General features: G+C 32.0%; 21 protein-coding genes. 6 read left to right on the plus strand and 15 right to left on the minus strand.

Annotated elements, in window-relative coordinates:
* Nucleotides 1-107 precede the first annotated feature (107 nt).
* Nucleotides 108-662, plus strand: a complete 555-nt coding sequence (locus tag JC605_RS07240; RefSeq protein ID WP_198855560.1) for a fasciclin domain-containing protein — start codon at nt 108-110, stop codon at nt 660-662.
* Between the two features lie 63 nt (nt 663-725).
* On the opposite strand, the gene JC605_RS07245 is transcribed toward JC605_RS07240, so the two are convergent.
* The 9 genes from JC605_RS07245 to JC605_RS07285 form a co-directional block, all read right to left on the minus strand.
* Nucleotides 726-1571: a DMT family transporter gene (locus tag JC605_RS07245; protein ID WP_198855561.1), complete on the minus strand. Its 846-nt coding sequence runs from the start codon at nt 1569-1571 to the stop codon at nt 726-728.
* 62 nt (nt 1572-1633) lie between these two features.
* A complete protein-coding gene (locus JC605_RS07250; protein ID WP_111368963.1) occupies nt 1634-1777 on the minus strand; it encodes an SsrA-binding protein in 144 nt (47 codons plus the stop codon).
* An 84-nt stretch (nt 1778-1861) separates the two neighbouring features.
* Nucleotides 1862-3295, minus strand: a complete 1434-nt coding sequence (locus JC605_RS07255; protein WP_198855562.1) for a serine hydrolase — start codon at nt 3293-3295, stop codon at nt 1862-1864.
* Nucleotides 3296-3334: 39 nt separating this feature from the next.
* Nucleotides 3335-4774, minus strand: coding sequence for a serine hydrolase domain-containing protein (locus tag JC605_RS07260; RefSeq protein ID WP_198855563.1), 1440 nt, complete (start codon nt 4772-4774; stop codon nt 3335-3337).
* 5 nt (nt 4775-4779) lie between these two features.
* A complete protein-coding gene (locus JC605_RS07265) occupies nt 4780-6621 on the minus strand; it encodes a M56 family metallopeptidase (RefSeq protein WP_198855564.1) in 1842 nt (613 codons plus the stop codon).
* Between the two features lie 11 nt (nt 6622-6632).
* Nucleotides 6633-7001, minus strand: a complete 369-nt coding sequence (locus tag JC605_RS07270) for a BlaI/MecI/CopY family transcriptional regulator (RefSeq protein WP_198855565.1) — start codon at nt 6999-7001, stop codon at nt 6633-6635.
* A 30-nt stretch (nt 7002-7031) separates the two neighbouring features.
* On the minus strand, nt 7032-8651 hold the full coding sequence (locus JC605_RS07275; RefSeq protein WP_198855566.1) for a M56 family metallopeptidase: 1620 nt from the start codon (nt 8649-8651) through the stop codon (nt 7032-7034).
* 6 nt (nt 8652-8657) lie between these two features.
* On the minus strand, nt 8658-9026 hold the full coding sequence (locus tag JC605_RS07280) for a BlaI/MecI/CopY family transcriptional regulator (RefSeq protein WP_095931146.1): 369 nt from the start codon (nt 9024-9026) through the stop codon (nt 8658-8660).
* 168 nt (nt 9027-9194) lie between these two features.
* Nucleotides 9195-10412: an MFS transporter gene (locus JC605_RS07285; protein ID WP_198855567.1), complete on the minus strand. Its 1218-nt coding sequence runs from the start codon at nt 10410-10412 to the stop codon at nt 9195-9197.
* Between the two features lie 99 nt (nt 10413-10511).
* On the opposite strand from JC605_RS07285, the gene JC605_RS07290 reads away from it, so the two are divergent.
* The 5 genes from JC605_RS07290 (at nt 10512) to JC605_RS07310 (ending at nt 14398) form a co-directional block, all read left to right on the plus strand.
* A complete protein-coding gene (locus JC605_RS07290; protein ID WP_198855568.1) occupies nt 10512-11111 on the plus strand; it encodes a DUF1684 domain-containing protein in 600 nt (199 codons plus the stop codon).
* Nucleotides 11111-11758 (plus strand): TatD family hydrolase, encoded by a 648-nt coding sequence (locus JC605_RS07295; RefSeq protein WP_198855569.1) that lies wholly within the window; start codon nt 11111-11113, stop codon nt 11756-11758. The genes JC605_RS07290 and JC605_RS07295 overlap by 1 nt, the downstream gene beginning before the upstream one ends.
* 163 nt (nt 11759-11921) lie before the next feature.
* Entirely contained in the window at nt 11922-12635 is a 714-nt protein-coding gene (locus JC605_RS07300; RefSeq protein ID WP_198856182.1) for a ThiF family adenylyltransferase, read from the plus strand.
* A 188-nt stretch (nt 12636-12823) separates the two neighbouring features.
* A complete protein-coding gene (locus JC605_RS07305) occupies nt 12824-13486 on the plus strand; it encodes an HAD family phosphatase (protein ID WP_198855570.1) in 663 nt (220 codons plus the stop codon).
* Nucleotides 13487-13555: 69 nt separating this feature from the next.
* Nucleotides 13556-14398, plus strand: coding sequence for a DUF2911 domain-containing protein (locus tag JC605_RS07310; RefSeq protein ID WP_198855571.1), 843 nt, complete (start codon nt 13556-13558; stop codon nt 14396-14398).
* A 187-nt stretch (nt 14399-14585) separates the two neighbouring features.
* Here JC605_RS07310 and JC605_RS07315 read toward each other — a convergent pair whose 3' ends face one another.
* From JC605_RS07315 to JC605_RS07340, 6 genes are all read right to left on the minus strand, one after another.
* On the minus strand, nt 14586-15212 hold the full coding sequence (locus tag JC605_RS07315) for an MCP four helix bundle domain-containing protein (RefSeq protein ID WP_198855572.1): 627 nt from the start codon (nt 15210-15212) through the stop codon (nt 14586-14588).
* A 204-nt stretch (nt 15213-15416) separates the two neighbouring features.
* The gene (locus JC605_RS07320; protein WP_198855573.1) at nt 15417-16730 is read right to left on the minus strand and encodes a serine hydrolase; all 1314 of its coding nucleotides are present in this window, start codon (nt 16728-16730) and stop codon (nt 15417-15419) included.
* A 112-nt stretch (nt 16731-16842) separates the two neighbouring features.
* A complete protein-coding gene (locus JC605_RS07325) occupies nt 16843-17331 on the minus strand; it encodes a hypothetical protein (RefSeq protein ID WP_198855574.1) in 489 nt (162 codons plus the stop codon).
* Nucleotides 17332-17360: 29 nt separating this feature from the next.
* Nucleotides 17361-19085 (minus strand): sodium:solute symporter, encoded by a 1725-nt coding sequence (locus JC605_RS07330; RefSeq protein WP_198855575.1) that lies wholly within the window; start codon nt 19083-19085, stop codon nt 17361-17363.
* A 114-nt stretch (nt 19086-19199) separates the two neighbouring features.
* Complete coding sequence (locus tag JC605_RS07335; RefSeq protein WP_198855576.1) at nt 19200-21731, minus strand: PIG-L family deacetylase; 2532 nt, start codon at nt 21729-21731, stop codon at nt 19200-19202.
* A 179-nt stretch (nt 21732-21910) separates the two neighbouring features.
* Nucleotides 21911-23536: a hypothetical protein gene (locus JC605_RS07340; RefSeq protein WP_198855577.1), complete on the minus strand. Its 1626-nt coding sequence runs from the start codon at nt 23534-23536 to the stop codon at nt 21911-21913.
* Between the last annotated feature and the right edge of the window lie 165 nt (nt 23537-23701).

Raw genomic sequence — 23701 nt, forward strand, 5'->3', positions numbered from 1 at the left:
GTGTGAATTGAGAATTTTTCAATATTTTTTTTAATTATTTTAAATTTTCTTAAAACCAAAAGGAATTATTAGCCGTAAATGACATTATAACTTAAAAATTAATAATTATGAAAACTAGAAAATTTTTAGCCACTGCAGTTTTAGCTTTAGCATTCGGATTTACATCTTTTGCACAAAAATCAGTTATGGTTGGCGGTGCAGCGATGTACCCAAATAAAAATATAATTGAAAATGCCGTTAATTCAAAAGATCACACAACATTAGTAGCCGCAGTAAAAGCTGCCGATTTAGTTACAACTTTAGAAGGAAAAGGACCATTTACAGTTTTTGCTCCAACAAACGAAGCTTTTGATAAATTGCCAAAAGGAACAGTTGAAACTTTATTAAAACCAGAAAATAAAAAGAAATTGCAAACAATCTTAACCTATCACGTTGCTTCTGGAAAATGGAGTTCTGCTGATATCGCAAAAGCAATAAAAGACGGAAAAGGTAAAGCAACGATTAAAACAGTTAGCGGCGGAACTCTTACTGCATGGATGAAAGGCAAAGATTTATATATTACTGACGAAAACGGTAATAAAGCTAAAGTAACAATTGCAGATGTGAATCAATCAAATGGTGTAATTCACGTAGTTGATGCAGTATTATTGCCTAAAAATTAATAAAAATCTCCAGAATTAGATTTCCTACAATGAAAAGGCCCTGTAATTATTACGGGGCTTTTTTTATTTTTTAGCCGTTAATGTTGCTCCTGCAGAGGCTACAACAACGCAAACTACAGCAAGAATTTCGTGAAAACTTAAATTTTCATGAAGAAATATAAATGCGCAAATAGAAGCCGCTGCTGGCTCTAAGCTCATTAAAATACTAAAAGTACGAGGAGGAAGTTTTCCTAAAGCTTTCATTTCTAAAGTGAATGGAATCGCACTAGATAAAAGAGCAAGTGCAACACCCATTCCGAATAGCTTTGGCGTAAGATTATCTAATCCGCTTTCTAGAAAACCAAATGGCAAGACTAAAAGTGCCGCAAATAGCATTCCTGTTGAAACGGCGTAACCGTCATTCATTATTTTTGAAATTTTTCCTCCCAAAACAATATACGCACTCCAGAACGCTCCAGCCAAAAGCGCACATATAATCCCAATAGGATCTAATCGATCGTTTGTCCAAGGAGCGATAAGTAAAATGCCAATTGCTGCAAGCATAACCCAGCAATAATCAACTAAACGTTTTGAACCTGCTATAGCAAGCAATAACGGACCAACAAACTCTAAAGTCACGGCTAAACCGATTGGAATTTTTTCTATTGCGATATAAAAAATTAAATTCATGGCTCCTAAAGACAAACCATACGGAATTACAATTTTCCACTGTTGGAGAGTTATCGCTTTTAGATTTGGTCTATAAGCCAATAATAAAATTAATGCTGAAATACCAATACGCATAGATGCTGTACCAGCTGCGCCGATTGTAGGAAATAGTGTTTTGGCAATTGCAGCCCCACATTGCACACTAATAATAGCTAATAATACTGCTGGAACAGGAGGAAGGCTGATTTCTCTGTTTTTCATAAAAAATAGGACAGAATTATAAATGAGTATATTTCTGTCGGATAAATAAAATGTATTCTAAATTAATTGCCCAATGCTTTTTTTGTAACATAGGCGCGATAACCAATAATAGCCATTTGCCATTTCTTAGCCTTAGAAATATCTAGACCTTGTTTGGTAAAGCTCGGCAAAAGTAGTTTATTTAGTTTAGCTAATAATTTATACATAGTAGATTTGTTTTGGCAAAGATAAAAAAATAAAAGACTTTGTGATTGAAACAAAGTCTTTTGGGGAGTAAAATGTAAATGTATTTAAATTCTGAGAATCAGGTTTTCATCGCCATCAGTTTCACGATTTATTACATTTTTTGGAGCTTCCATCCATCCCGTTTTATTGATGACAAATTTAAAGAGATGCGTTTTATTTTTTTCAAACTGTGATTTAGGTACCGATAATTCAAATGTATTTTTGCTTTTCTGAATCATTTGAAAATTAGGATCGTTAGGATTCCATTTATCAAAAGAACCTGCAATTGAAACATTTTTAACCAATTTTGGATCTAAATTCTTGTCATGTTCGTACAAGAAGACAACATTGTCGTTAACAATTTTGTAACCGTAAATGCCAGATTGTTTTTTGTTTACACTTAATAAATCATTAGAAAGTCTAATAACGGCTTCACCAAGTGCATTGCCTGTATTTTCGTCACTTATATTTACAATAATTGAAATTCCTAAATGACGTTCGGGATAAATAACTAACATGTTTTGAGTTCCAAATGCACCACCATGTTTCCAGCAGTTTTTTCCGTTTTCATCAACTTGTATATAATCCCAAAAATATCCGTTCCAAGTTGTTTCGCTATTTAGGAGATTTCGTTGTGTTTCTTGAATAATTTTATTTTTTGTATTCAGTTCATAAGCAATAAATTTGGTCAAATCACCTAAACTAGATTTTAGCATTCCAGCAGCGCCCCAAAGATTATCTGAAATGTTTGGCATTAGAACACCTTTTAGATTATAGCCATTTGCAATAACTGCATTTGGATTTAAATTTATGGCACTTGATTGCATGTCAAGTTTTGAAAAAATATTTTCTTTCAAAAGCGTTTCATAACTTTTCTGATAGATATTTTCTAAAATATGAGCCGTAAGGTTGAGACTTCCGTTACTATATTTGAATTTAGTTCCAGGCAAAGTATCTAATTTGATCGTTTTAAGATCTTCGAAAAACTTTTCACGACTATACATTTCATCCATCTTTTTAAAAGCTAAATAACTGCTGTCATTTCTGTTTTTTCTTAATTCAGCATTATCTGGAAGATCTTTATCGAAACCAGTTCTAAAAGAAACCAAATCTTTAATAGTTATAGGCGTTCCATTATATTCTAGGTTTGGATAGGATCCAGTAATGTATTTTCTAATATCATCATCTGGATTTAATTTTCCTTCTACAACAGCTTGCGCAGTAAGTAATCCGGTAAATAATTTGGTTATAGAAGCAACTTCAAAAATAGTATTGTTGTTGGCAACGTTTTCTTTTCCTTTATCAATTTCTCCGTAATGTCTGGTAAAAGTTTTTCCATTTTTAACAACTCCAATTGAAATGGAATTGGCTTTTGACTTTCCCATTAAAAGTGAAGCAGTTTTGTCCATTGCAATGTAGATGTTCTTTTCTGCTGTATTCTTTTGTGCTAGAATTGAAAAGCTAAAACATAAAAACAAGACTATAATGAGCTTTTTCATTTTCGTAAATATGTTTTTTATTTATTAAAGAAGTTGAAATTACTTTGCTAGCATTTTATTAATTTTCTCCAGCATTTCTTTTGCATTATTGTTATCTGGAGAAAGGGCTAATGCTTTTTGATAATTTTCTTTCGAAAGCGTTAATTGATTGTTTCTAAAATAACCATCAGCCAAACTATCAAAAGCATTTCCAGATTTTGGATTCTCTTTAGCATTAAGTTCAAAAACTTTTAGTCCGTCATTCAATCTTCCATGATCCAATAAGCTATAACCAATGACATTCAATCGATATTCGAAATCCCAATCAGGGTGATTCTTTTTTATTGCTAAATAATTCTCTTTAGCTTTTGCAATGTTTGGTTTTAAAAAAACCTGATTGACTTTTTCTCCCGCCAAAAGAAAATCATCTGTAAGAGTTTTGTCTACAATCGAAGCAACATGGTTAATTACTTGACTTTGCACATACAAATTAGAATATTTATGACCATTAGACAAAAAGATTATCGTTAAATCACGATCGATGAATTTTCTAAAAGCAGTTTCATTGCCGCCAGTAAAACCATAAGAAAGGACTTTATTAACTGGTACGATTTCCCAACCGAAAGCAAAACGATCTGTGTTGTTAGCAAACGGAAACGATTTCCACATTTCATATTTGATTTCTTTTTGAAGATAAATGTCTTTGTCTAAATTTTCGTTCCAATAAATGAAATTCTGTAAAGAAATATTTAAACCATTGGCAGAATGAGTGTCGGTACCAAAGTTTGAAGTGTTTTTAACGTATTTTCTTGTTTGATCGTTATAATTGTATCGAAAAGCACTATTGGGTATTGCTTCACCAAAATTGGATGAAAAGTAAACACCAGATTTTATAGAAGAAAATTGATTTTGTAAAATATAATCTTCAAAAGTAAAACCAGTGATTTTCTCTACGATTTTGGCAAGAAACAGATAATTAGTTTGATTGTAACGATATTGATTACCTGTTGTAAAATCCATTGGCTTTTTAGACAGTAAAGCTATTTTTTCGGCAAGTGGCGCAGTTGTCGGAATTTCTTGAAACCTTATAATATCTGGGAGCCCAGAAGAATGAGAAAGAAAATTTTTGATTTTTACATCTTGCCATTCTATTGGAGTATTTTCTAGATATTTTGAAATAGGATCTTCAAGTGATAACTTTCCTTGCTCTATAAGTTGAAATATCCCTACATTGGTAATTAATTTGGTAGTAGAAAAAATTTTAAAAGCAGTGTTTTTATCCACTGCTTTATTATCTTCTATAGAAGCTTTTCCAAAATATTTTTCATAAACAATTTTACCATCTTTTATTACTGCCAATGCCACACCGGGAATTTCATTTATTGCTATTACTTCTTTTATATAATTGTCAATTTTTTGTTCTGTTGATTTGTCAGCTTTTTTTTGACTAAAAGATAAATTAAGAACGAATAGCAAAAAGACGGTAAGAAAGGGCTTCATATAGATTAAGCTTTTTTATTCTGCTTTTCCATTTCCTTCATGTCTTTTGCATGTTGTTTCATGTCCTTAGCATGTTGCTTCATATCTTTTGCATGTTGTTTCATATCAAGCTCATACTGTTTCATGTCTTGCTCATATTGCTTCATGTTGCTTTCGTAGTCTTTAGAGTCATCTCCAAAATCAAACTTAAAGTCATAGCTGAATTTTTCCATGTTAGCATTGAATTTTTCCATTGCTATTTCATATTTCGCCATTTCTTTTTCGTATACCTCTGCTCGTTGTGACATGATAGATTCAATTTGTTTTTCGTAAGCTTTCAATTGTGGCTCAAATGCTTCCATTTGTTTTCCGAAAGCTTCCATGTCTTTTTCAAATTTAGCCATTGCTACTTTGTCTGTTGGGTTTTTAGGAGCAACTGGAGGTTTTGGCATTTTTGACATATCAATTGGTGGAGCAGGAGGAATTGGTCCGCCAGGAAATGTTGGTGGAGTTGGAGGTACTGGTGCCACAACATCAGAATCTGCATGATTGCGAACCACAACTCTTTCGTTTCTGATTATTATTGGCATTCTAAGATTTCTATCAGTATTAATATTGATAGATTTTGCTCCATTCTCGTCTGTTCCAATAGCTAGTTCACAGTCTTTAATAGCGTCGTCACCATCGATTTTGATAGTTTGTTTTTTACCAGAATCTGATTTTACTTTGATTTGAATTGCAGTCAATTCTTCTTTTGTATTTCTTTTTACATCCGAAATTTCGACGTCAAGATTATGGTTTGACTTTAATTTTCCAGGCAATTCATTTAATTCTTTGTCAGTAGTATTTTTAGTGATTTTGATTGTTTCCTCAGCATCTTTTACTGTGTCTCTTTGGATTGTCGGAGTTTCGGTTTGTTTCTTTTCTTGTGCAATGGTCTTTATTTGAAATAAAAGAACAAACGCACCAAGAGCCGGAATTACTGCCGAATACTTCCAGTAATTTCTTTTGTTTGATTGATTTTTGTTTAACATGACAATTCGTTTTTTGATTAATGATTGATAAAAATGATTGGTGATTGCAACGCAAGTTTCATGCGTTGTTATTTTTAATAACGTGTATTGATACGCTTTTTTGTCGGCAATTTTTTTAGAAGCCTCACTGTCTGCAATGAATTCAAGGTTTTGCAAGATGGCTTTTTTATAAAGCCATATAATTGGGTTAAACCAAAATAGTATGCAAAAGATTCTCGAAATCAAAACGTCTATAGTGTGCTTTTGATCGCTATGCACTTTTTCATGTTCTAAAATGCTTTCTAATTCTGCTGAAGTATATAGTGATGAGTTATATACTATGTAATCAAAATAAGAGAAAGGAGCTATATTTTCATTTACATCTATAAATTTAAAATCTTCTTGCTGTTCAATTTTTTTTCCTTTTAGAATAGAATTCAGACTGTAAAAGTCGAGTGCAAACTTGATCATAAAAGCTAGAAAACCCATTCCGTAAGCTACTGCCAAAACCAAACTCCAGTTGATTTCAAAATTTTCTTCTTCAACAACAGATACCTTTGTAGGCGAGTAGTGATCTTGGTATGCGGCTACATTGCTATTAGAAAGTGGAATGTTTTTTACATCCGTTGTCGTAGTTGTGATTATTGGATCTGGTGTTGGCGCAGGTGGCGCTTCAACCCAAATTACTTTTGTGTATACTACAAAAGGCAATATTACAGAAGTAATTAATCCAGCAATTAAAAACCAGCGGCTACTGTTGAAAAAAGTTTCTTTACGAAGTAAAAAAATATAAGCAAAATAAAACATTGCTAATAACCCGCTCGATTTTAGTATAAAAATGAAAAGTGCTTCCATAACTATTTTTATTATTTGCCTTCTGTTGAATTTTCGATCATGTTTAAGATTTCACGTAATTCATCTGCTGAAATTTTTTCTTCTTTAGCAAAAAAAGAAACCATGCTTTTGTATGAGCTATTAAAATAATTATCTATTGCAGTGCTCATGAAACCTTTTCTATAATCTTCTATGCTTACTGCTGGATAATACTGATGTGTATTTCCGAAAGCATTGTGTGCAACATAACCCTTTTCTTCTAGATTGCGAACAATGGTAGATAAAGTGTTATAATGAGGCTGATCTTCTAAAATCTCTGCTTGAATCTCTTTCACAAAAGCTTTTTTAAGCTTCCATAAGATATGCATGATTTCTTCTTCTTTATTGGTCAGTTTTTGCATTTCGTAATTATTTAAAAGATTAAAACGTCTTTATTTCTTAGTTTTAATTTCGACTATGCCATTTTCACCTTTTTCACCAAAAAGAGCTACAGCATCAAGACTTCTATAAACCTTTACCGATTTAATGCTGCTAGGCGGAAGACTATTCATATCAAAATCAGAAGACATATCTATTCCGTCTAGAATTATAAGTGGCGAACTTGTTTTTACATTAGTTTTTGCAGCATTTGAAACAGCAACAGTTGTACCTGCATCAGTTGTTGTTATCACTTTAGTATTATTGTCTTTGTCAACAATTATAGTAGTGCTACTAGTAGATGAGTTAGTATTGCTACTAGTTTTTGTGCTAGTATTAGAATTAGTGTTAACATTGGTTTCTGAATTAGAAGTTAAATTTTTGTTTACCGCAGTTTTAGAAGCTTTGTTTTTTTTGTCATTTACGCTTACTTTCTTGCTTGTAGCGGTTTTTTCTTCAAAAGTTTTTATACCAGCTTTTATAGTGCCGTTTTTATTTAAGATTACAAGGATTCCAAAATCTTTGATGGCTTCATCTCCACTTTGTATAGATTGAGATTTTTGTGTTCCATAGACTACATCAACTTTAAGAGATGTTAATTGATTTTCTGAGTTTCTTTTGATATCAGAAACTTCTAAATCAATGTTGTAAGTTGATTTTAAATCCTTTTTTAGATCTTTAAACTCGGTGTCGGTTGTTTTTTTTGTGATTTTGAAAATATTCACCGATTTAATTTCGTTCGAAACTATTTCTAAATTTTGCTGTCTTTCTTTTGCAACTACTTCTACCTGAAATAAAATTACAAAAGCAGCCAAGGCAGGAATTACGGTATAATACTTCCATGAATTCCTCTTTTTTGATTGATTTTTGTTTAACATGACTATTCGTTTTTTGATTAATGATTGATAAAAATGATTGGTGATTGCAACACAATTTTCGTGCGTTGTTATTTTTAAAAGAGTGTATTGATACGCTTTTTTGTCTGTAAGTTTTTTAGAAGCTTCACTATCAGCAATGAATTCTAAGTTTTGGCTAATTGCTTTTTTGTAAAGCCATACAATTGGATTGAACCAGAAAATAATGCTGAAGATTCTAGAAATCAATACATCAAGAGTATGATTTTGATCGCTATGAACTTTTTCATGTTCCAAAATACTCTCTAATTCTGAAGCAGTGTACAGTGATGAGTTGTACACAATATATTCGAAATAGGAGAAAGGCGCGATGTTTTCGTTTATATCTACAAATTTAAAATCGGCTTGCTGTTTGATTTTTTTTCCTTTTATAATAGCATTCAAACTATAAAAGTCAATTGCTAGTTTTATTGTAAAGATTAGAAAACCAATACCGTATAATCCTAGAATAATATAATTCCAATTAAATTCTGCAGATTCATTTTGAGTAACACTTAATAATGTTGATTGAATATTTGTGTTTAAATCGGGAGCAGCATCAATCCAAATTACTTTCGTGTAAGTCAATAATGGTAAAATTATTGAGACAATCAAACCAGATAACAGAAACCATCTGTTGCTATTAAAAAATGTTTCTTTGCGAAGTAAAAAGTAATAAGCGCAATAAAACATAAGCATTAAACTGCTTGATTTTGCGATGTAAATGAAAACTGCTTCCATAACCGATTATTTTTTTTCGTTTTTATTTTCAATCATTGATAAAATTTCACGTAATTCATCTGCCGAAATTTTTTCTTCTTTGGCAAAAAAGGAAACCATGCTTTTGTAAGAACTATTAAAGTAATTATCAATTGCGGTTTTCATAAATCCTTTTCTGTAATCTTCAATTGCTACAATTGGAAAGTATTGATGTGTATTTCCAAAAGCGTTATGTCCAACATATCCTTTCTCTTCCAGATTACGAACAATTGTCGACAATGTATTGTAATGGGGCTGATCTTCGGTGATTTCTGCCTGAATTTCTTTTACAAAAGCTTTTTTAAGCTTCCATAAAATCATCATAATTTCTTCTTCTTTGTTTGTTAACTTCTGCATCTTCTCTAATTTTAATTCAAACTTACAACTATTTTTCTAGTTACGCAACTATAAAAATAGTTATTTAACTAAAAATTAAGTTTGCTTTCGGTTTTGAGCGCAAAAAGACCATTCAAATTTAATAGTAATAAATTGAATTATAAGGATTTAAAAAGTTAAAAGTTGTTTTTAAGAAATCTTCTCGTTGATTAGAGCATTCTTAATCCAGACGCAGCAGCCAGTTGCAACAACGCCAATACATGCCATGAAAAGCCAGTTGATTTGATAACCAAATCGGGTAATAATTTCAAACCCAAGTTTAGAACTAATAATATGAGCTAGACTAAAACTCATAGTGTATAGTGCCATGTATCTGCCTTCTTGTCCGCGAGGTGCACGACTTAAAGCAAAAGCATTAGAAAATGGAAAAGTAAGAACTTCACCAATAGAAATACATACCATACTTACAACCAAAATTCCTGCCCAGAAATTAATTAGTAATAAAAAGAAACTACTAGCCATTACAAAAGATCCTACAATAATAATTCTGATTTTTGGAAAAGCTTTTCGTTCTAAGAATCCAACAGTTGGCATTTCGAGAGTAAAAATCAATAATCCGTTTAAAGTCATTAATAAGCCTGTTTGAAACTCACTTAGACCAAACTTTTCATTATGATATAAAGGTAGAGTAGTAAATAGTTGGAAGAAAATCATTGCTGTAATGAAGCTTACAAATAAGAAAACCCAGAAAATTTTATCATGAAAAACAGATTTTATATCTGCAGCACTTTCTTCTTTATCATCGTGGGTAACTTTTTTCTTTTCTTTTACTAATAAAGCAAAAATGGAAATGGAAACAATACAAGAAGCTCCATCAACCCAGAAAAGACCAGAATAACCCATTCCCATAATAATTAAACCTCCAAGAGCTGGTCCTGCGGCAAAACCTAAATTTACAGCAAGACGTACAAGTGTGAGTGCACGAGTACGGTTTTCTGGTTTTGCATAAGCGCCAAGAGATACAAACATAGCAGGACGAAACATATCTGCAATTGTCATAAGAACAAACATTGCAGCACAAAGTGACCAGAAAGTGGTAATAAATTGCACAAAAAACAGAGAGACTCCACTGGTAAATAAACTGAAAATCATGATTTTATAAAAACCAATTTTGTCTGATAATTTGCCTCCAAGCCAAGAACCCAACATTGATCCTAATCCAAAAGCAACCATAATCCATCCGACTTGATTGTATGTAAAATGAAGATCTTCCTTTAAATATTTAGATAAAAAAGGAAGAACCATTGTTCCAGCGCGGTTAATAAAAGTGATGATGGCAAGGATCCAAACTTCTCTGGTGAAACCTCGAAAGTTGTTAATGTAATGAGTTAGTGCGGTTTTAAGCATTTTATGTGATAAATTATCGTCACAAAGTTAGCAAACTTTGTCTCGTTAAGTGGTTGTTGTTTTGTTACTTTTGAACTATTTTTGCAGAAAATTTCTAAGATGAAAACTATAAACGCCCTAGCTTTATTGTTGGTATTTAATTTTGGCTTTGCCCAAAAAAAGTTCAATAAAGCCGATGCTCAAAAATTCCAAAAGAAAATCAATGCAGAATATGCTGATCCTAAGACGAGTCCGTTGATGGCTGAAGATTTAAAAACTTTTAAAAGCTTAGATTTTTTTCCAATTTCTGAAACTTATTTTGTGAATGCTACTTTAGTAAAAGCAAAAGGCGGAAAAGTTTTTGAAATGAAAACTTCTGGAACGCGTACTCCTAAATATATCAAATACGGAACTTTAAACTTTAAGATAAACGGAAAAGCTTTTCAGCTTGCAGTTTATCAGAGTTTAGAACTTTTGGTTCAGGAGCAATATAAAAACCATCTTTTTTTGCCTTTTTCAGATTTAACAAGCGGGAAACAAAGTTATATTGGCGGTCGTTATATCGACTTAGAAGTTCCAAAAGGAAATACGATAGCAATCGATTTTAATCAAGCTTATAATCCGTATTGCGCTTATAATTATAAATATTCTTGTCCGCTTGTACCGCAGGAAAATGATTTAAAAATCGAAATTAAAGCAGGTGTAAAAGCTTTTCATTAATGGAATATTTTAATTTTCATACTCATCAATTTACCAATCAATCTAATATTTTAGAACTGGTTAATCAGTATCCAAAAGATTTTGATGCTGAAATTCCATTTTATTCTATTGGGATTCATCCTTGGTATATTGACGAAAGTCGAATTGATGAAGATTTGAAAATTATAGAAGAAAAATTACAAACTCAAAATTGCTTGGCAATTGGCGAATGTGGTTTAGACAAAAAAATTGAGGTTCCTTTTGATTTACAAGTTTCAGTTTTTGAGAAACAATTAGAATTGGCAGAAAAATACAGAAAGCCAGTTGTCATTCATTGTGTTGCCGCTTATCAGGAAGTAATGGCGATCAAGAAAAAAAGGAAAGTGACAGTTCCGTTGATTATTCATGGTTTCTCAAAGAATAATCAATTGGCAGAACAATTAATTACTGCCGGTTTTTTTCTTTCATTTGGAAAGTATTTGTTAAAGAATCCAGATTTGAAATCGGTTTTTCAAAACGTTCCAAACGATCGTTTTTTCTTAGAAACAGATACTATTGAAGAATCGATTCAGCAAGTATACGAATTGGCTTCAGAGTATAAAGAGTTAAATTTAATAGAATTAGAAGAAGTTATTTCAAGTAATTATAGAAATATATTTAAACAATAAAAAGAATAAAAAGTAGATAGTTTTGTGTTCAAAGTTTGTCACCCTGAGCGAAGTCGAAGGGCATTCCAATTAGAAGGGCTTCGACTTCGCTCAGCCTGACAACGGGGAAAAACTTGAAACATTAAACTTGAAACAAAAAATAAAAATCAACAAAAAAGAATATATGGCAGAATGGACAGAAAGAGCTGAGCTTTTGTTTACTAAAGAAGGATTAGAAAATTTACAAAAATCTAATGTATTAGTCGTTGGATTAGGAGGTGTTGGATCTTTTGCAGCAGAATTTTTAGCAAGGGCAGGTGTAGGAAATATGACAATTGTAGATGGAGACGTTGTAGATATTACTAATATCAATCGTCAATTGCCAGCTTTGCATTCAACAGTTGGTCAGCCAAAAATTAAAATTGTAGGTGATCGTTTAATGGATATTAATCCAGAATTAAATCTAACTCGTGTTCAAGAATTTCTTTCTCCAGAACGCGCTTTTGAGATTGTTTCTCCAGAATTTGATTATGTTTTGGACTGTATTGACAGCATTACTCCAAAATTAAATCTAATTATTGCTGCAAAGCGCAAAAGAGTAAAAATCATTAGCAGCATGGGGGCTGGCGGAAAAATGTTGGCTTCTAAAGTAAAAGTAGCTGATATTTCAAAAACTATAAATTGCTATTTTTCTAAAACAATCCGTAAGCGTTTAAAAGAAGTAAAAATTAACAAACTTAAAGTAGTTTTCTCTTCTGAAATTCAAGACGATAAGAGCTTAAAACTAACAGACGGGAAAAACTTCAAAAAATCATTCTACGGAACAAACAGCTATATGCCTGGATTATTTGGTTTACACGCTGCAGAAACAGTGATTAGATATTTGCTTAAAAAGTAAGGTTCTAAGATGCTAAGATTCTAAGGTGCTAAGTTTTTTGTAGCTGGTAGAGTGAATCTTAATTTTTTAGATCTTATAAATAGAACTTAAAGCAAGCTTTGTCAAAGTTTTAAACTTTGACAAAGTCAAATACAAAAAAGAGAAACCTTAGAATCTTAGTATCTCAGAATCTCAGAAACTTAAAAAAAATGATTAAAACAGTAATTTTTGATATGGATGGCGTAATTGTTGACACAGAGCCTGTTCATCGTTATGCCTATTATTTACAATTTTCAGAATTGAATATCGAAGTTCCTGAAGAAATGTATACCACATTTACAGGATTTTCTACTAGAAACACATTTCAAACTTTAAAAAGTTATTTTCCAAGTGTAGAGCAGGAGGTGGAAGATTTAATTCAGAGAAAAAGAACCATTTTTAATGATGCTTTTGATACTAAGGAAGATTTGCATCTTTTGGATGGTGTTGAAGATCTAATTAAAGACTTGTATAACAACGGAATGCAGTTAATTTTAGCTTCTTCGGCTTCAAAAGTAACAATTGATCGTGTTTTTACAAGATTCAATTTACATCAGTACTTTACACATATTGTAAGTGGAGAAGATTTTCCTCAGTCAAAACCAAATCCGGCGATCTTTATTCATGCAGCTTCACTTTCTGTTGCGCCAAAAGAAGAATGTATCATTATTGAAGACAGTACCAATGGCATAAAAGCAGCAAAAGGCGCAGGAATTTACTGTATAGGATATAACAGCGAGCATTCGCATCTTCAAGATTTGTCTGAAGCTGATTTAGTTATCGAACATTTTAATGAACTAAATGCTGAAAAAATATCACAGCTAAAGGGTTGAATTATAGAAAATTTAACATTTGTTCCCTGATTGAATTTGTAAATTTGAATAAAAATAAAACTTAAAATAATGAAGAAACTACTTATTGCTTTAGCCCTGATCTTAGCACCATTAGCATCAGAAGCACAAGTAAAAACGCCACAGGCAAGTCCAAAAGGATATATCAAGCAAACTGTTGGTTTAACCGATGTTGAAGTTACCTATTCAAGACCTGGAGCAAGAGGAAGAGCTGTGTTCGGAAATCTAGTTCCTTTTGGAAAATTATGGAGAACTGGAGCTAACGAAAATACAATCATCAACTTTAGCGATGATGTAGTAATTGACGGAAAAACGCTAAAGAAAGGAAAATATGCAATTTACACAGTTCCAAGAATCGAAAGCTGGGATATCATTTTTTACCTTTCTACAGACAACTGGGGATTACCAGAAAACTGGAGCGATGCTTATGTAGCTTTAAAAACTACTGTAAAAGAAGATGCACTTCCAACTCCTGTTGAAACTTTTACAATTGGCATTAACGGTTTAGATCCTAATTTTGGATATTTGGATATTTCTTGGGAAAACTCTCATGTAGCTTTAAAATTTGAAGTTCCAACAGCTAAAATTGCTGTAGCTAGTATTGATAAAGCTTTAGCTGGTCCAACGTGGAATGATTATTTCAATGCTTCTCAATATTTATTTCAATCAAACGGAAATATTGAAACGGCTAGAACTTATGTAGATAAAGCTCTTGATATGAGTTCAGATAAACCATATTATGTTTCAAGATTGAAATCGTTGATTCAAGCAAAACAAGGCGACAAAAAAGGAGCAATTGAAACTGCAAAAGCTTCTCTAGCATCTGCAGAAGCTGCAAATAACGCTGATTACGTAAAATTGAACAAAGATAGTATCGCTGAATGGAGCAGATAAGACTTTAAGTCTCATTTTATAAAATTTAAAAAATTCCAAAGCTTTCGGGTTTTGGATTTTTTTTTTGTTTTTTTTTTACCGCAAAGAGCGCAAGGTTTTTCGATTTGCTGTTCTTTAACGCAAAGTTCGCAAAGCTATAGTAAATAAACTTTGCGTAATCTTTTGCGTTCTTTGCGGTAAAATAATTTTAATTTAAACTAGGCGGTTCAGGAATTTTTACTGTTTTTTTAATTTTCTTTATTAAAAGATAAAAAGTAATTCCTCCAAGTATGATTAACAAAGCGATCTGAAGCTGGCCAAGTATATTATTTCTATTGTACATTGCATTTGCAGCGGCAAGTTTTGCTTTTCCTTCTTCAATCTGAATTTGCGATAGAGATTCAAGTGTTTTTAAAGCTTCGGCACTAGAATTGGCTATTTTATCCCAATTTTTGCTTTCTACCTGCTTGTTTATTTCTTTACAGGAAAGTAAAAAGGCATCAAAATATTGTTTTTCTTTATTGGTTAAAACCGTTTTAGCGTACAGATCATCAATTGTGTGAATAATGTTTAGCGTATGAATGATTTCATCTTTTTTAATATTATCACTTAGGTTCAATTTTTCGGCTTCAGCTTTTATAAAATGAAGTTCTTTAGAATATTGAAAAATGTAATGCGCTACTACCAATCGGTCTTTATAAATCGCATTAATATTATCGTTTACGTTTTTGGAATTTAGTAAAGTATTAAAATTTCCAAGTAAAATAATCAGCATTACGATTAATAGAATAAAAGCAGCTTTGGTTTTGTTGCTGTATTTTTTTGAATCTCTCATAATGACGATTTTTAGGAGTTAAAATAGCATTCTTGCGATAGACTAAAATAGTGTTTTTTTACTTAAAATAATGGAAACTCCGATCGCAATCTAAGTTTTCAGGATGTTGTTCACTGCATCTTTTGCTTTTCCTACAGTTATCTGATGTTGCTTTTATCGAGGCTAGGTTATGACGTTTTTTAATAGACGAAAAGGAATCTATTTTTAAAACCTATAGAATTTAATTTGTTTTCCATTTGCTTCAAAAATTAGCTCGTTTTTAAGCTGAAAATCAAACTTGTTTCCTTCCCATATATTTTCAAACTCATTTTTTGATGTTGGTTCAAGAAGAAAAAGTGACTGATTATTGAAATTTGCATATAACCTTTTATTATTAAGTGAAATAGTAATAACTTCCTGATTTTCGTGGTTTTTGTAAATACCAGTTATCATTTCTAAATCTTCCTTAACGGGTTCGTAAGCTTCAAAGTTGATTGCATAAGGTTTGTTGAAGTAGTTGCTTAATGCAGCAATTAAAATCTTTTTCTTATCATATATTGCACCGTTTGTAACTATAGCAATAGCTAATTTTTCATTTGGAAAATAGGATAGGAGCGAACTAAAACTATCTATTTGGCCACGATGAACAAAACCATTTTTGTTATAAAAAGGAAGTGCAAAAATTCCCATTCCATATTTGTCTTGAATCTGAGTCATCATTTTTAAACTCTCAGAACTAATAATTTTTCCTTGAAAAAGCTTTTCAATAAAAAAAGTCAAATCTGATGGAGTTGAAACAATTGCGCCTGCTCCTAAAGGAACTGACATATCTCCTTCAGAATCTTTTTCCCATTTATCAGAGAAATAGTAAGAGTAACACTCATTATTCTGAATACTAATTTTGCCACCAAAGTAGGTGTTTTTTAGTTTTAAAGGTTTTATTATTTGTTCTTGTAATAGTTCTGAATACGTTTTTTTATACGTTTTTTCGAGAATTAAAGTCAGCAGATAATAATTAGAATTGCTATAATCTGCTTTAGAATCAGGTTCAAAATCACTTGGAAATTTACTTATAATAGAGATCATTTCTTCTTGTGACTTTGCTTCGGTGTATCCATTGGCAAATTCGTCGGTTGCTAAAAGTTCATGAATTCCACTTCTGTGATTTAGTAAATTGCGGATGGTAATTTTTTGCGAATTTACAATTGTTGGGAAAAACGAATTAATAGTCTGGTCAAGACTAATTTTTTTTAATTCAACAGCTTTTAATACCAAAGCTGAAGTGAAAATTTTGGTTGTAGAACCAATACGAAATTTAGTATTCGCAGATAAAGATATGTTGTTAGCTATGTCTGTCTTCCCAATAGAATTGGAATAAATCTGATTTCCATTTTTAGAAATGCAAATGCTTCCCATAAATAGGTTTTTATCGTTTAAAGCTTTGAATAGGCTGTCAAGTTTTGCATTATTAAGTTTTTGCGATTGAACATTAGATACTGTAATTGCAAAAGCAAAAACAAGGCAAAATTTAATTTTCATTTTTCTCTATCAATTTAGAATTGAAAGATAGATTATTTTAATATTGGATAGTGTTATTTAGTACTTATTTTTTATGACAAAAAGGAAACAAGAACGAGAATGAAATTATTTTCTATTTAGTAAAATTAATCAGGGAAATAAAAAAGTCTTTTAGTAAAAACAAAAAATTCTTCTTTAATCTAAATTTTCTTCCTTCATTATAATCAAGAGGAAAATTAGGTCCTTTTATTCCAAAAGGGCCAGTACCTGTTCTGTTATAATAATACTCATCCTTATTATCACTATATCTTCCCGCACAAAGTAAATTAAATGTGGTGCTTTTTCTGCTTGATTTTAAAACACTAATATCAATCCAAACTGGGACTTTATTTTTTCGATACAGTAAGTCAACAACTTCTTTATCAGTTAAATTTAACTTTATTATGCCTTGATCTTCTGGATATAAATCAAATTGTGTTAAGTTTGAATCATCCGTTGTTGCGCTAAGAATTACATTGTACTTAAAATCTGTAACCAATTTATCTTTGACATATCTTTCAGCAAATTTTAAAGCTATTATGCTTGCTCCATTTAAATGAAATAAAAATTCTTCTTTTGTCATTTTACGCAAGTATTGAGTTTACAAATTACTTATTCAGATATCACTTCATTATCATCTGATTTTCCTTTAAAAAACAAAAACTGAATTAAAAGCGCCAATACAATCGTTAAAATAGCTCCAATAAAATTTAGCCATAAATAACCCAGTTTTTCTTGCCTGTAAATCATAAAATAATAGATTACAAAAATGGTAAGCTGACTTATAATCGCACTGATAAACATTGATTTTGCTTGAACTCGTTTAGTATAAAAAGCTACAAGAAATATCCCTAAAACGGTTCCGTAAAATATGGAACCAATAATATTTACCAGCTGAATTAAATTTTCAAATAATGTTCCAACGCAAGCAAAAAGTATTGCTACAACTCCCCAGAAAAGCGTAAAAAACTTAGTAACGTTCAAATAATGTTTCTCTGATTTTTCTTCTTTCTGATTTCGTTTATAAATATCAATCGCTGTTGTAGAAGCCAAAGCCGTCAATCCAGAAGCTGTAGAAGACATTGCCGCTGAAAGAATAACGGCCAACAACAATCCGATTAGGCCTTTTGGCAGATAGTGCAGAATAAAATGAAAGAAGACATAATCTTTATCATTTGTTTCTGAATTGCTATCGGCTCTTGAGATTATTTCTTTGGCTTTATCGCGAAGATCTTTTTCTTTGTTTGATAAAGCAACTAATTCTTTACGCAAAATAGGATTATCGTAATCTTGATTTAACTGATCTATATATAATAAATTAATAACTTTTTTATCTTCAGAAAGCTTAACTAGCTTTTCTTCCAAAACATGATATTCTTGCTTGTAAGCAGACTTCTCAATAGCTATTTTATTATTCGGATTAAAATTTAATGGAACTGGGTTGAATTGGAAAAATACAAAAACCATAACTCCCGTTAAGAGAATGAAGAACTGCATTGGAACTTTTAGAAGTCCGTTCATAATTAATCCCATTTGGCTTTCGCGAACTGATTTTCCAGATAAATAACGTCCAACTTGCGATTGGTCTGTACCAAAATAGGCGAGAGCTAGAAAGAAACCTCCTGTAATACCGCTCCAAAAAGTATATTTTTCTTCAGGGTCAAAAGAGAAATCAACGATATTCATTTTGTCATTGGCACCGGCAATATGCATTGCACTATTAAAAGTCATATCGTTTGGCAAGTAATGCAGAATCAAGAAAAATGTGATAAACATTCCAGACATGATTACAAACATCTGCTGTTTTTGCGTAACGTTTACTGCTTTTGTTCCTCCAGAAAAAGTATAAATAATTACCAACACCCCAATAATGATATTCATTACAGTCAAATTCCAACCTAAAAGAGCCGATAAAATAATCGCCGGAGCATAAATGGTCAAACCAGTTCCTAAACCTCTTTGCACTAAAAATAAGATAGCAGCAAGAGAACGTGTTTTGACATCAAATCTTTTTTCTAGAAATTCATAAGCGGTAAAAACTTTGCTTTTATGATATAATGGAATAAAGGTCAAACAAATGACAATCATCGCAATTGGCAAACCAAAATAGAATTGCACAAAACCCATTCCGTCATGATAGGCTTGTCCAGGCGTAGATAAAAACGTAATTGCACTTGCCTGTGTTGCCATTACAGAAAGTCCGACAGTATACCAAGGCGTTTCATTATTTCCTAGAATGAAATCTTCTACGTTTTTACTGCCTCGGGTTTTCCAAGAGCCATATCCAACAATAAATAATAATGTTACAATAAGTACGATCCAGTCAAATAGCTGCATAGGTTATGAGTATAATTGCATGATTAAGAAAAAAATAGCAATATAAATTGCGTTAGCTACCAAAACATAGGTGTAACTTTTTTTCCATTTTTTTGTCTTTTTAGCTTCCATATTTTATTGCTTTAAATCTTGTTTAGGAGCTTCAATTGGTTGTTTTAGAGAAATAATATTCGATAATAATCTGTATGCTCCAGAAACCCCTTCTGGCAATTCTCTAAAGAAACTCAAACCTGTGTAAATGTAATAACCTTTTCCGTATGGCGCGACAAGCAAAGCTCCATCTTTCGCAGATTCTCCTTTGTCGTGTGATGAAATAATAGGAGTGAAGGCAGGATCATATTCGTTTGGATAATATAGACCTTGTTCTTGTTTCCAGCCTTGAAAATCTTTTTCAGAGATTTTATTTGGTGTATTTAAAACAGGATGATTAGGTGCCAAGAAAGTGATTTTAGCATTTTCTTCTGTTACACGATCGTTCGATAATTTAAGCGGATATGGAGCAATTTTATCTGTTACTAATTTTCCGTTTGTGTTGTATTGAACGATCATATTTTTACCGCTTTTTACAAAATTGAAAAGTATATTTTGCTTGTTTGCCAAAGCATTTACGGTATTGTAAGCGCGAATTCCGGTAATTACAGTGCTGAAAGAATCTAATTTTTCAGGTGTAATTTCTTCAGGTTTTAAGATCGAAACTTTATATCCCATTTGAGTCAAACTCTCAGGAACTTCATCTCCTGCGCCCATAATGTAAGCAATAGCTTCACCAGAAATCTTTAAATCAATTCTAATACATTTTGACTCTGCTGGTTTTAAAACCATTTGTTTAGTGATGTGGCTGAATTCTATATTAGTTTGATCTTTATCAAAACGCTTATTGTCAACAATTGCGACACTTTTTGCGATAACCTCTTCTGGATTAACAGGCGGAGTCACTTCAAAATAAAAGATTTGCTCGTTACCTTTTTTGTCTAAAGTAAAAGGAATTTCTTTTGGAGAAACAGACCAGCTATTTGGCAATTCTAGTTGTAGATTTCCTTTTACATTATCTTTTCCAGCGCGAACTTTCACTGGAACCATTTTACTTTTGGTGTTTCCAAAAATTAAAACTTTTTCAAGAATAGAAGTAGTCACTTCTGGAACGATATCAAGAAAGTTATACATTTCGCCTTTTACGCCGTCATTGTATTTGTAGACAACAGTGCGCTCAAACGGAATTTCTACATCGTTGATTTTTACATTAAATACAACTTTTGTATCTCTTATAATATCTGGAGTGCCAATGATTTCTTGATTATAAACAATGTACATTCCAACAGTAGCTTTTTCTTTTAACCAATAAGGCTGTGTGTATTCGATATTGTTTGGAAGCTGTAATTGCAGATTGATTTTCTGGTCATCGTTGTTTTTTAAAACAATATTTTGAGCTGTTGTTCGGTTGTCTGGAAGTGTAGTAACGCTAATTAATTGCATTTCTGCAGCGCATCTGTTAATAGCCTCTAGGCTCAATTTAACGGTGCTTCCTGGAGTTGCTTCCTGCTCGTTGGCAACAGCTTCAAGATATAAACCAGAACAAGATGCAATAATATTTTTTATAGCAGCTAACTTAATAGTTTTCCAATGTAGATCGTCTAGAGTTTGAATCATAGAATACGCTTTAACCAAATCTGGAATACTGGCTGATGGATTGCTAAAATCGTATTTTGAAATAATTGACGAAATTAAATCTCCAACTGGTTTTCCGTTTTTAACGCGATTCCAGCTTGTATCAATTCCATCAAATAAACTATCTCGTTCTTTTGGAGTTTCTCCATTAATTAGCTCTAAATATTCTGTTTCTTCACCACGAACGCCTGTACTGCCAAAGCCTTGCGATTGATGACGGCTGCGGCTTAAAGCAGCAATTTCTTGATTTGACTTCCCAATTCCAGTGTAGTAAACCCCCGTTTCAATCTTTGTAAATTTTGATTTATTGGCTGCATCAAATTTTTCCTGACTTCCGTAAAACCACCAAGATGGATTGAAAAATTGACGTTTTACCTGCCAAGGTTTTGCATATTTTAATTGTTCGGGATAAACTTTAGGATCGTTTGTTAATTTGAAACTTTCAACGCTTAACATTGCAGAAGAAGTATGATGACCGTGTGTTGTTCCTGGCGAACGATGATCAAATCTATTGATGATAATATCAGGCTGAAATTTTCTAATAGTCCAAACCACATCGGCAAGTACTTTGTCTTTATCCCAAATATCTAAGGTTTCTGAAGGATTTTTTGAAAAACCAAAATCATTTGCTCTAGAAAAAAATTGTTCTCCGCCATCTATTTTGCGAGCTTCGATCAATTCTTGAGTTCTGATAACGCCAAGTAATTCGCGCAATTGCGGGCCAATTAAGTTTTGTCCGCCATCTCCTCTTGTAAGAGATAAATAACCAGTTCGGGCATTCATATCATTGGCTAAATACGAAATCATTCTAGTGTTTTCGTCATCAGGATGTGCTGCAACATACAAAACAGAACCTAAAAAATTTAATTTTTTGATTTGATTGTAAATTTCAACTGAATTTAGTTTTTGTGGCTGTTGCGCAAATGAAATTTGAAAACCTATAAAAAATAGAAGAAAGATTTGAGCCTGTACTTTTCGCATATTCTGGTTAATTGTTTTTTTGAAAGTGCATCAAAAATACTAATTATTTTATGGAACAGTATTTAAATGAAATGTTAATGATTGATTATTTGATTGATATTTTAAGAAATAAAATAGAAAAAGCTGCCAGATTATTTCTGACAGCTTTTCGAAAATATATATTTGATGCCGTTTACTGCTTATTTCAATTTGTTTTCTGTATCAACGTAGTTTCCTGTAATAGTTACGCCAGTATTTTTTGTAACTTTACCATAAACTGTAATTGACGATGTGTTGCCAACGAACTCAATTTGAGCGCCACTATTCAATGTCAAATCTCCCCAGATTACAACCGAACCTTCAACCACTAATTTTGCACCAGAGTTGATAATTAATTGTGTTGGAGTAGATTGTTGGTATTTACCTTGAGATAAACTTCCTCTCATATTGAAAGTACCACCACTATTTAAAGTTAAGTTATTAAGAATCGCAATAGAACCACAATGTGTTAAAACAGCTTTAGAGTTAATAATTGCCGAATTAATAGCTGTTGCTCCTTGGTAGGATTTTATATCATTAGAATTTAAAATCAAATCTTTACCTTGATTATACAAACCGTAAGTTAAACAGCTTGCAAAAGTGGTACTTGGTTTTTCCATTTTAATAATTTTCAAACCACCTGTTCCGCTTGCAACATAAATATAATCACCACTTGATTTTACATAGTTTGAAGAACCAGCAATTCCTACAGAACCTAATAAATTAAGTTGTGTTGTAGATTGGTAAACATTAAGACCTAATGCACCATTTGCAACAAAAGCATAACCGTCATTAAAAGAAACTGCATTTGTTACATTATCTTCGCCCGCAGTTGTGATTCCGATAGTCTGCAATTTTGATCCACTATTGATGTCGTAGACACCAAGACCATTTGGACCTTCAGAAACAAAAAGTTTTGTTCCGTCGATATCCATTGTTCTTTTTGCTCCACTTACATCATTAGATGTTGCAAAGCTTTTCTGTAAAGCTAGAGTAGACTGATTGTAAATGTTAACACCTTTAGTTCCGCTTAAAGTAACCACCTTATCGCTTGTTAAGGCAATAGAACGCAAATCTGCCAATGCAGCTTTTCCTGCTATTACTTTTGTAGAACTGTTTATTTTATACAAACTCCCGTTATCTCCTGTTACTGCAAAATAGTTAGAAGTATTGGCTGCAACATCTGTTGTAACTCTGCTTTCTAAATAATTTGTTTTTAGTTTATCCGTTAATAATCCTGAACTAAGCTCCATGTTAAACACAATTGCCGGATTTCCCGCAAGCTGAGTATCTTTATCGACATCTTTTGCAGCTCCGATAATTAAATTTGATCCTGAGAAAGTCAGAGAAGTAATATCAGTATTTGGAATTAAAGCAGAAGTAACCAATTTAGGTTTGTAAGGATCTGAAACATCAATAACGTCAATTGCTCCAGAATAAGCATCGCCTCTCATGATATAAGAAACATAAGCATAATTTCCGTTTACAGTAACGTGACTGGCTTGAAGTGTTCTTCCGATTGCATCAACTGGTGGTTTTACTTCGGCAATTTGAACAAGAGGGAAAGAAGTGTTGGTAGTCTCCGCAGATTTTCCTGTCAAAGCACCATTTTCGATCGAAATTACCCCAGAATTAGTTAAGTCAAGTCTTTTGTTTAAAGTAGATTGATCTGAGGTAATAGTAATGTTATTTGACGATTGTCCATCGTTTTTGTTGTCATTGTTATCGTCACAACCTATTAACAGTGACATTGCTAAAAATGAAAGCAAATAAACATTCTTTTTCATAAATTTCTTTTTTGGATTTTAAAATTCGGCGCAAATATATATCATAATTGTATTAATAAAGTGCTTTTTTTGACGAAACTTATTGCAATACAGTTATTTATGTTGAATATACAACATTTTAACAAAAGATGCAATTAAACAATTCATAAAAAAAGAGAGTATCAA

The organism is Flavobacterium sp. IB48 (genome assembly GCF_016405855.1).
Lineage (GTDB): Bacteria > Bacteroidota > Bacteroidia > Flavobacteriales > Flavobacteriaceae > Flavobacterium > Flavobacterium ginsengisoli.

Excerpts from the sequence above, each read along its gene's own strand:
- JC605_RS07240 (WP_198855560.1), top strand. The coding sequence starts at position 108 with ATGAAAACTAGAAAATTTTTAGCCACTGCAGTTTTAGCTTTAGCATTC.
- JC605_RS07245 (WP_198855561.1), bottom strand. The coding sequence starts at position 1,571 with ATGAAAAACAGAGAAATCAGCCTTCCTCCTGTTCCAGCAGTATTATTA.
- JC605_RS07250 (WP_111368963.1), bottom strand. The coding sequence starts at position 1,777 with ATGTATAAATTATTAGCTAAACTAAATAAACTACTTTTGCCGAGCTTT.
- JC605_RS07255 (WP_198855562.1), bottom strand. The coding sequence starts at position 3,295 with ATGAAAAAGCTCATTATAGTCTTGTTTTTATGTTTTAGCTTTTCAATT.
- JC605_RS07260 (WP_198855563.1), bottom strand. The coding sequence starts at position 4,774 with ATGAAGCCCTTTCTTACCGTCTTTTTGCTATTCGTTCTTAATTTATCT.
- JC605_RS07265 (WP_198855564.1), bottom strand. The coding sequence starts at position 6,621 with ATGGAAGCACTTTTCATTTTTATACTAAAATCGAGCGGGTTATTAGCA.
- JC605_RS07270 (WP_198855565.1), bottom strand. The coding sequence starts at position 7,001 with ATGCAAAAACTGACCAATAAAGAAGAAGAAATCATGCATATCTTATGG.
- JC605_RS07275 (WP_198855566.1), bottom strand. The coding sequence starts at position 8,651 with ATGGAAGCAGTTTTCATTTACATCGCAAAATCAAGCAGTTTAATGCTT.
- JC605_RS07280 (WP_095931146.1), bottom strand. The coding sequence starts at position 9,026 with ATGCAGAAGTTAACAAACAAAGAAGAAGAAATTATGATGATTTTATGG.
- JC605_RS07285 (WP_198855567.1), bottom strand. The coding sequence starts at position 10,412 with ATGCTTAAAACCGCACTAACTCATTACATTAACAACTTTCGAGGTTTC.
- JC605_RS07290 (WP_198855568.1), top strand. The coding sequence starts at position 10,512 with ATGAAAACTATAAACGCCCTAGCTTTATTGTTGGTATTTAATTTTGGC.
- JC605_RS07295 (WP_198855569.1), top strand. The coding sequence starts at position 11,111 with ATGGAATATTTTAATTTTCATACTCATCAATTTACCAATCAATCTAAT.
- JC605_RS07300 (WP_198856182.1), top strand. The coding sequence starts at position 11,922 with ATGGCAGAATGGACAGAAAGAGCTGAGCTTTTGTTTACTAAAGAAGGA.
- JC605_RS07305 (WP_198855570.1), top strand. The coding sequence starts at position 12,824 with ATGATTAAAACAGTAATTTTTGATATGGATGGCGTAATTGTTGACACA.
- JC605_RS07310 (WP_198855571.1), top strand. The coding sequence starts at position 13,556 with ATGAAGAAACTACTTATTGCTTTAGCCCTGATCTTAGCACCATTAGCA.
- JC605_RS07315 (WP_198855572.1), bottom strand. The coding sequence starts at position 15,212 with ATGAGAGATTCAAAAAAATACAGCAACAAAACCAAAGCTGCTTTTATT.
- JC605_RS07320 (WP_198855573.1), bottom strand. The coding sequence starts at position 16,730 with ATGAAAATTAAATTTTGCCTTGTTTTTGCTTTTGCAATTACAGTATCT.
- JC605_RS07325 (WP_198855574.1), bottom strand. The coding sequence starts at position 17,331 with ATGACAAAAGAAGAATTTTTATTTCATTTAAATGGAGCAAGCATAATA.
- JC605_RS07330 (WP_198855575.1), bottom strand. The coding sequence starts at position 19,085 with ATGCAGCTATTTGACTGGATCGTACTTATTGTAACATTATTATTTATT.
- JC605_RS07335 (WP_198855576.1), bottom strand. The coding sequence starts at position 21,731 with ATGCGAAAAGTACAGGCTCAAATCTTTCTTCTATTTTTTATAGGTTTT.
- JC605_RS07340 (WP_198855577.1), bottom strand. The coding sequence starts at position 23,536 with ATGAAAAAGAATGTTTATTTGCTTTCATTTTTAGCAATGTCACTGTTA.